This window comes from Rhizobium terrae, assembly GCF_003425685.1.
GTDB lineage: Bacteria > Pseudomonadota > Alphaproteobacteria > Rhizobiales > Rhizobiaceae > Neorhizobium > Neorhizobium terrae.
Window position 1 is genome coordinate 413,889 of sequence record NZ_QJKM01000005.1, and the last position, 6,000, is coordinate 419,888.

General features: G+C 61.8%; 5 protein-coding genes. 1 reads left to right on the forward strand and 4 read right to left on the reverse strand.

Going from position 1 to position 6,000, the window contains the following annotated elements; genetic code table 11:
• Positions 1-301: 301 nt before the first annotated feature.
• The 4 genes from DMO26_RS12075 to DMO26_RS12090 all read right to left on the reverse strand — a co-directional run bounded on the left by DMO26_RS12075 (position 302) and on the right by DMO26_RS12090 (position 4,351).
• Positions 302-499, reverse strand: coding sequence for a CsbD family protein (locus DMO26_RS12075; RefSeq protein ID WP_117192283.1), 198 nt, complete (start codon positions 497-499; stop codon positions 302-304).
• A 138-nt stretch (positions 500-637) separates the two neighbouring features.
• Complete coding sequence (locus DMO26_RS12080; RefSeq protein WP_117192284.1) at positions 638-1,564, reverse strand: ABC transporter permease; 927 nt, start codon at positions 1,562-1,564, stop codon at positions 638-640.
• The gene (locus tag DMO26_RS12085) at positions 1,557-2,567 is read right to left on the reverse strand and encodes an ABC transporter permease (protein WP_117192285.1); all 1,011 of its coding nucleotides are present in this window, start codon (positions 2,565-2,567) and stop codon (positions 1,557-1,559) included. Before DMO26_RS12085 ends, DMO26_RS12080 begins: the two co-directional genes overlap by 8 nt.
• A 74-nt stretch (positions 2,568-2,641) precedes the next feature.
• A complete protein-coding gene (locus DMO26_RS12090; RefSeq protein ID WP_117192286.1) occupies positions 2,642-4,351 on the reverse strand; it encodes a peptide ABC transporter substrate-binding protein in 1,710 nt (569 codons plus the stop codon).
• A gap of 336 nt (positions 4,352-4,687) precedes the next feature.
• On the opposite strand from DMO26_RS12090, the gene DMO26_RS12095 reads away from it, so the two are divergent.
• Positions 4,688-5,851 (forward strand): M20 aminoacylase family protein, encoded by a 1,164-nt coding sequence (locus tag DMO26_RS12095; protein ID WP_162894828.1) that lies wholly within the window; start codon positions 4,688-4,690, stop codon positions 5,849-5,851.
• Positions 5,852-6,000: the final 149 nt, after the last annotated feature.

Genomic DNA, 6,000 nt, shown 5'->3' on the forward strand with positions numbered 1-6,000 from the left:
GTTTGGGACATGCTTCAGAGCGGGCTTGAATAGGCTGTCTTCACAACAAAATTACCACTCACCACTCACCACTCACCACTCACCACTCACCACTCACCACTCACCACTCACCACTCACCAAACCTGCGCCCAAAACTGAGCTGGGTCGGTTCCGGTTTGACGGAGCCGACCCAGTTCGTCTCTTCGAGGGGGATTGAAGAGTCTGTCCGAAGGCTTTTGTAGGGCGGGGGACGGGGGGTCGCCTTCGAACAGTGGTATAACGGGCACCCCGGAAATAGGTTCCAAGGGTTTCAAAAAAAATTCAATGGCGGCGCAGCCAGTCGTCAACTTCGCGGTCGGCCTCCTCCTCCGCCTTGCCGTAGCGCTCCTGGATCTTGCCCGCGAGCTGTTTGCGGCTGCCGGCAATCACGTCGAGATCGTCGCCGGTGAGCTTGCCCCACTGGGTCTGGACCTTGCCCTTGAATTGTTCCCAATTGCCTTCAACCTGATTCCAGTTCATCTGCGTTTCCTCGTTGGCTGGTGACGAACGGCTTTTCCGTTCCGCAACCTAACTGCGAGCGGCCCCTGCCGTTCCTGGCACGGCAATGCAAATGGCGGCCGGAGCCGCCATTTCAGAGAGTTTCGGGATCGGCCGATCTCAGTGCTTGAGCGCGCGCGGATCGAGCGCGTCGCGGATGGCGTCGCCCATGTAGTTGACGCTGAGCACGGTCATCGAAATCGCCAGCCCCGGCCAGAGCACGCGGGAGGGCGTGAGCTGCAGGAAGTTGGCGCCGTCGAAGAGCAGGCGGCCCCAGGTGGGGAAGTCCGACGGGAAACCGAGGCCGAGGAAACTCAGCGCCGATTCCGTGATGATCGCTGCCGCGATGCCCAATGTGGCCGAGACCATGATGGAGGAGAGCACGTTCGGCAGGATATGCTTCAGGATGATCCGGTATTCCCGCATGCCGCTCGATTTCGCCGCCAGGATGAATTCCTGGCTTTTGACAGCCAGCACGTCGCCGCGCACGATGCGGGCGGTGTGCATCCAGCTGGTGATGCCGATCACGAAAACGATCAGGATGAAGATGCCTGTCTCCGGCCCGAAGGCAGCCCTCAGCGTATCGCGGAAGAGCATGAGGATGACGAGCAGCAGCGGCAGCAGCGGCAGGGCCAGGAACAGGTCGGTGATGCGCATCAACGGCCCGTCCAGCCGGCGGAAATAGCCGGAGAGGACGCCGACCAGGGTTCCGAGGAAGAGGGCGAGCAGCATGGCGGTGATGCCGACCGCCAGCGAGATGCGGCCGCCGGCGAGCACCTGGGCCAGCATGTCCTTGCCCAGGTTGTCGGTGCCGAAGGGATGCGCCCATGAGGGCCACTGGTTCTTGTCCCTGATGTTGATGGCATTCGGCGCGACGCGGTGGATATAGGGGCCGACAAACACCGCCAGCACGATGAACGTGAAGACGACGAGCCCCGCCACGCCACCCTTGTGGGAGCGGAACTGGCGCCACATGTCGGCAAAGGCGGATCGGGCAGGGGTAGCCGCCTTGACGGGAGGAGCCGTTGTGATCGTCGCATCAGTCATAACGGATCCTCGGGTCAAGAATGCCGTAAAGCACGTCGGCGATGAGGTTGAAGAGCACGATCAGCACAGCGAAAATAAAGGTCAGGGTCTGCACGAGCGGGATATCGGCCCCCTGGACGGCGGTGATCAGCAACTGGCCGAGGCCGTTCACGCGAAAGATCTGTTCGGTGATGATGGCGCCGGAGAAGATGGTCGGCACGCCAAGCGCAATCACGGTGACGACCGGGATGAGGCTGTTGCGCAGCACGTGGACGAGCAGCACGGCCTTTTCCTTGACGCCCTTGGCACGCGCCGTGCGCACATAGTCCTGATGCAGGTTGTCCAGCATCGAGGCGCGCACGAAGCGAGTGATCTGCGAGGCGTTGAACAGCGCCAGCACGGTCACGGGCAGTGCCATCTGCTTAACCTGCTGCAGGAAGCTCGAAAAGTCCGTGATCACCAGGTTGGTGTCGTAGACGGACGGGAACCATTGCAGATAGGAGGAGAAGATGACGATCATCAGCACGCCAGTGAAGAAGGTCGGCACCGAATAACCGACCATCGCCAGGAAAGTGCCGACCTGGTCGAAGATCGAGTATTGCTTGTAGGCGGAGATGACGCCGATCGGAATGGCGATCAGCACGCCGAACAGATAGGCGAGGCCGACGACCCAGAGCGTCTGGGGGAGTCGCTGGACAATCAGGTCCACCACCGGGCTGCGCGTCGCCCAGGAAAGGACCCGCATCCGGTCGCCATCACCGATCTGCCAGCCGGTGAGCCGTTCGAAAATATTGAGCGGCTCGTTGATGAAGAACTGCTGCAGCCAATAAAGGTAACGGAAGAAGAACGGCTGATCCAGGCCAAGCGATGCGCGAATCTGTTCGCGAACCTCCGGCGGGATCGTCAGCGGCAGGTCGCCGGTGGGATCGTTGGGCGCAAGATCAAGAAGCGCGAAGATGACGAAGCTGATGATCAGCAGCGTCGGGATTGCGAAGAGCAATCGCCGCAAGGTGTATGTAAACATTCAATCGTCTCCGGACTACGCGGGAGAAAAATGCGGCCGCCGGGCCTGCCATGGAGCAGGCCCGGCGATCGTCATTACTTCGCGCGCGACCAGTCGGCGACGTTCCACAATTCAGAGTCCCAGGCATTCATCTTGACGCCGGCGAGCTTCAGAGAATGCGAGGAGACGCTGCCGCGGTGGACGAGCGGGATATGCGCGCCCTCTTCGGTCAGCATGTCGTTGAGCTGCTTGGCAAGCGTTGCACGCTTGTCGAGTTCGGCGGTCTTCGAGAGTTCGCCGACCAGCTTGTCATAGGCCGGGTTGCAGTAACGCGGAATGTTCTGGCCCTGCCAGCCGTTCGCCGGACCGGGAACCTTGTCGCAGAGCCATTCCGCCAGGTATTTTTCCGGGTCGGTGCCGTCGAAGTTGTTGGTGTACATTTCGACGTCGGCATAGAATTTCTGGAAGGTATCCGGGCTTGCCGGGTCGCCGCCGAAGAAGACCGAGGCCGAGGCGTTGCGCAGTTCGGCGGCGACGCCGATCTGCGACCACATGTCCTTCACCAGTTCCTGGGTCGCCTGGCGGACCGAGTTGGTGGAGGTCGCGTAGAGGAAGGAGAGCTTCACGCCGTTCTTGGCGCGGATGCCGTCCGGGCCCTTCTTCCAGCCCGCATCGTCGAGCAGCTTGTTGGCGGCCGCGATATCCTGCTTCAGGCACCAGCTGTCGTTCTTGGTGGAAGCGACGGCGGCCGGCGCGGGAACGATGTTGCAGGTCGCCTTGCCGGCGGCACCGTAACCGGCCTCGACGATGATGCTGCGGTCGATGGCGAGCGAGAGCGCGCGGCGGACGGCCGGATCCGAGAGCGACGGATGCGGGCCGGCTTCCTTGGTGGAGCGCTTTGCGCCGAGCGCCGGATCGGCATTGTAGTGGTTGAGGTTGATACGCTCGACCTGGGTGCCGAACGCGGTTTCGAGCTTGCCCTTGCCGGCGGCGACCATCTTGGCGAGGATTTCCGGCTCTACCTGCATGTTCCAGGCATAGTCGTATTCGCCGGTTTCGAGAACGGCGCGCGCTGCGGAGGCTGCGTCGCCGCCGCCCTTGAGGGTAACACTCGCGAAGGCGGGCTTGGCCGCATCGCGATAGTTGGTGTTGGCCGTCAGCGTGATGACGTCGTTCGGCTTAAATTCCTTGACGACGAACGGGCCGGTGCCGATCGGGCCGAAATTGGCCGAGGTGCAGCCCGGAGCCTTGGCGCCAACGCAGTTTTCGAACTGCTTCTTCTGGATGACCGGCGACTGGGCGCCGACGAAGGCGCTGTAGGGGTAGGGCTTCGGTTCGGTGAAGGTGATCTTGATCGTGTCCGGGGTCGGCGCCTCGACGCTCTTCACACCTTCGTATTGCGCAGCCTGGGCGCAACCGCCGTCCGGTGCGATGCAGTATTTCCAGGTGAAGATCACGTCGTCGGCGGTAAACGGCGTGCCGTCCGACCACTTGACGCCCGGCTTGATCTTCCAGGTCATGCTCATGAGGTCCTTGGCGACGCCGCCGTTCTGGACGGTCGGGATCTCGGTGACCAGCGTCGGCACGAGTTCGCCCTTCTCGTCGTAGCGGGCGAGCGGCTCGATGACCATCGAGGACGCGTAGACTTCCTTGGTGCCGCCGGAAAGGTAGGGGTTCATGGTTGAAACCGCCTGCCAGAACAGGATCTTCAGATCCCCGTCGGTGCCGCGTTCGGCATGCGCGGCGGAGCCGGCGAAGGCCAGCGCGGCAACGGTGCCGGCCAGAAGAAGTTTGAGGTTTTTCATGCTGCTATTCCCCTTGTCGTTCTCTTATGAGTTGTGGTTGGGCCTGCCGGTCAAGCCGGCTTTTGTAAGCCTCGGGACTGCGAAGTCGCCTTCCTCAACTTATTGACTTCGCAGCGTATTTCTCGCTTCTTCCTCCTCGAAAACCATCTTGATAACGGGTTACACCTCGCCGCCAATGGCGAGCATGATCAAATTTTGAGCCATCTAAGCATAGGCCTATTTTCCGTTCAAGACTGAAAATTGAAGCTTGCAAAATCCTCGCGCGGCATCGCAATATCGGCCCGACATCCATCTTGGCCAGAGTGGAAACAGCAAAAAAACAATGGGGTTATCGCAATGCCGGTCATCAATCGCGTCGCCGAAATGCAGGATGAGATCGCAGAATGGAGGCGCCATATCCACGAGAATCCGGAGCTGCTCTACGACGTTCACCAGACGTCGGCCTTCGTTGCCGGAAAGCTGAAATCCTTCGGTGTGGATGTGGTCGAAACCGGCATCGGCAAGACCGGCGTGGTCGGCATCATCAAGGGCAATCAGGGCGAGGGGCCAGTGATCGGCTTCCGCGCCGACATGGACGCGCTGCCGATCTTCGAGACCTCCGGCAAGCCCTGGGCCTCGAAGACGCCGGGCAAGGCGCATTCCTGCGGTCATGACGGCCACACCGCCATGCTTTTGGGCGCCGCGCAATATCTTGCCGAAACGCGCAATTTCAAAGGGGCGGTGGCGGTGATCTTCCAGCCGGCCGAAGAGGGCGGCGCCGGCGCGCTCGCCATGATCAACGACGGGCTGATGGAAAAGTTCGGCATCGCCCAGGTCTACGGCATGCACAACGAACCGCGCCTGCCGGTCGGCAATTTCGCGATCCGCAAGGGCGGCATCATGGCGGCGGCGGACACGTTCGAGATCACCATCAACGGCCGCGGCAGCCATGCCGCCCAGCCGCACAATTCCATCGATCCGATCCTCGTCTCCTCGCATATCGTGCTGGCGCTGCAATCGATCGTCTCGCGCGAGACGGATCCCCTGAAGTCGCTGGTGGTCACCGTCGCGTCGATCCATGGCGGCGAGGCGAGCAACGTCATCCCGGCCTTCGTGAAGCTCGCCGGCACGGTGCGCACGCTTCTGCCGGAAACCCGCGACTTTGCCGAGAAGCGCCTGACGGAAGTGGCGCAGTCGACGGCGATCGCGCACGGGGCGACCGCGGACGTCATGTACCGCCGGGGCTATCCCGTCACCTTCAACCACGACGACGAGACCGATTTCGCCGTCGAGATCGCCGCCAAGGTCGCCGGTCCGAGAGCCGTCAATACCGGCATGGCGCCGCATATGGGGGCGGAGGATTTTTCCTACATGCTGGAAAAGCGCCCGGGTGCCTTCATCTTCATCGGCAACGGCGAGACCGCGAGCCTGCACAATGCGGCTTACGACTTCAACGACGAGGCGATCCCCTATGGCGTCAGCTATTGGGTGACGCTTGCCGAAACCGCGCTTGCCGCCTGATAACGGAAGGAGAACTCCATGCTGCTTTCGGGCACTTCGATGGAAGAGGGCGGGGGGTCTGTGACCCCTGTGCTTTCGGTGCGCAATCTCTCGACGTCGTTTCGGGTGAACGACGAATGGCGCACGGTCGTGCGCAACATCTCGTTCGA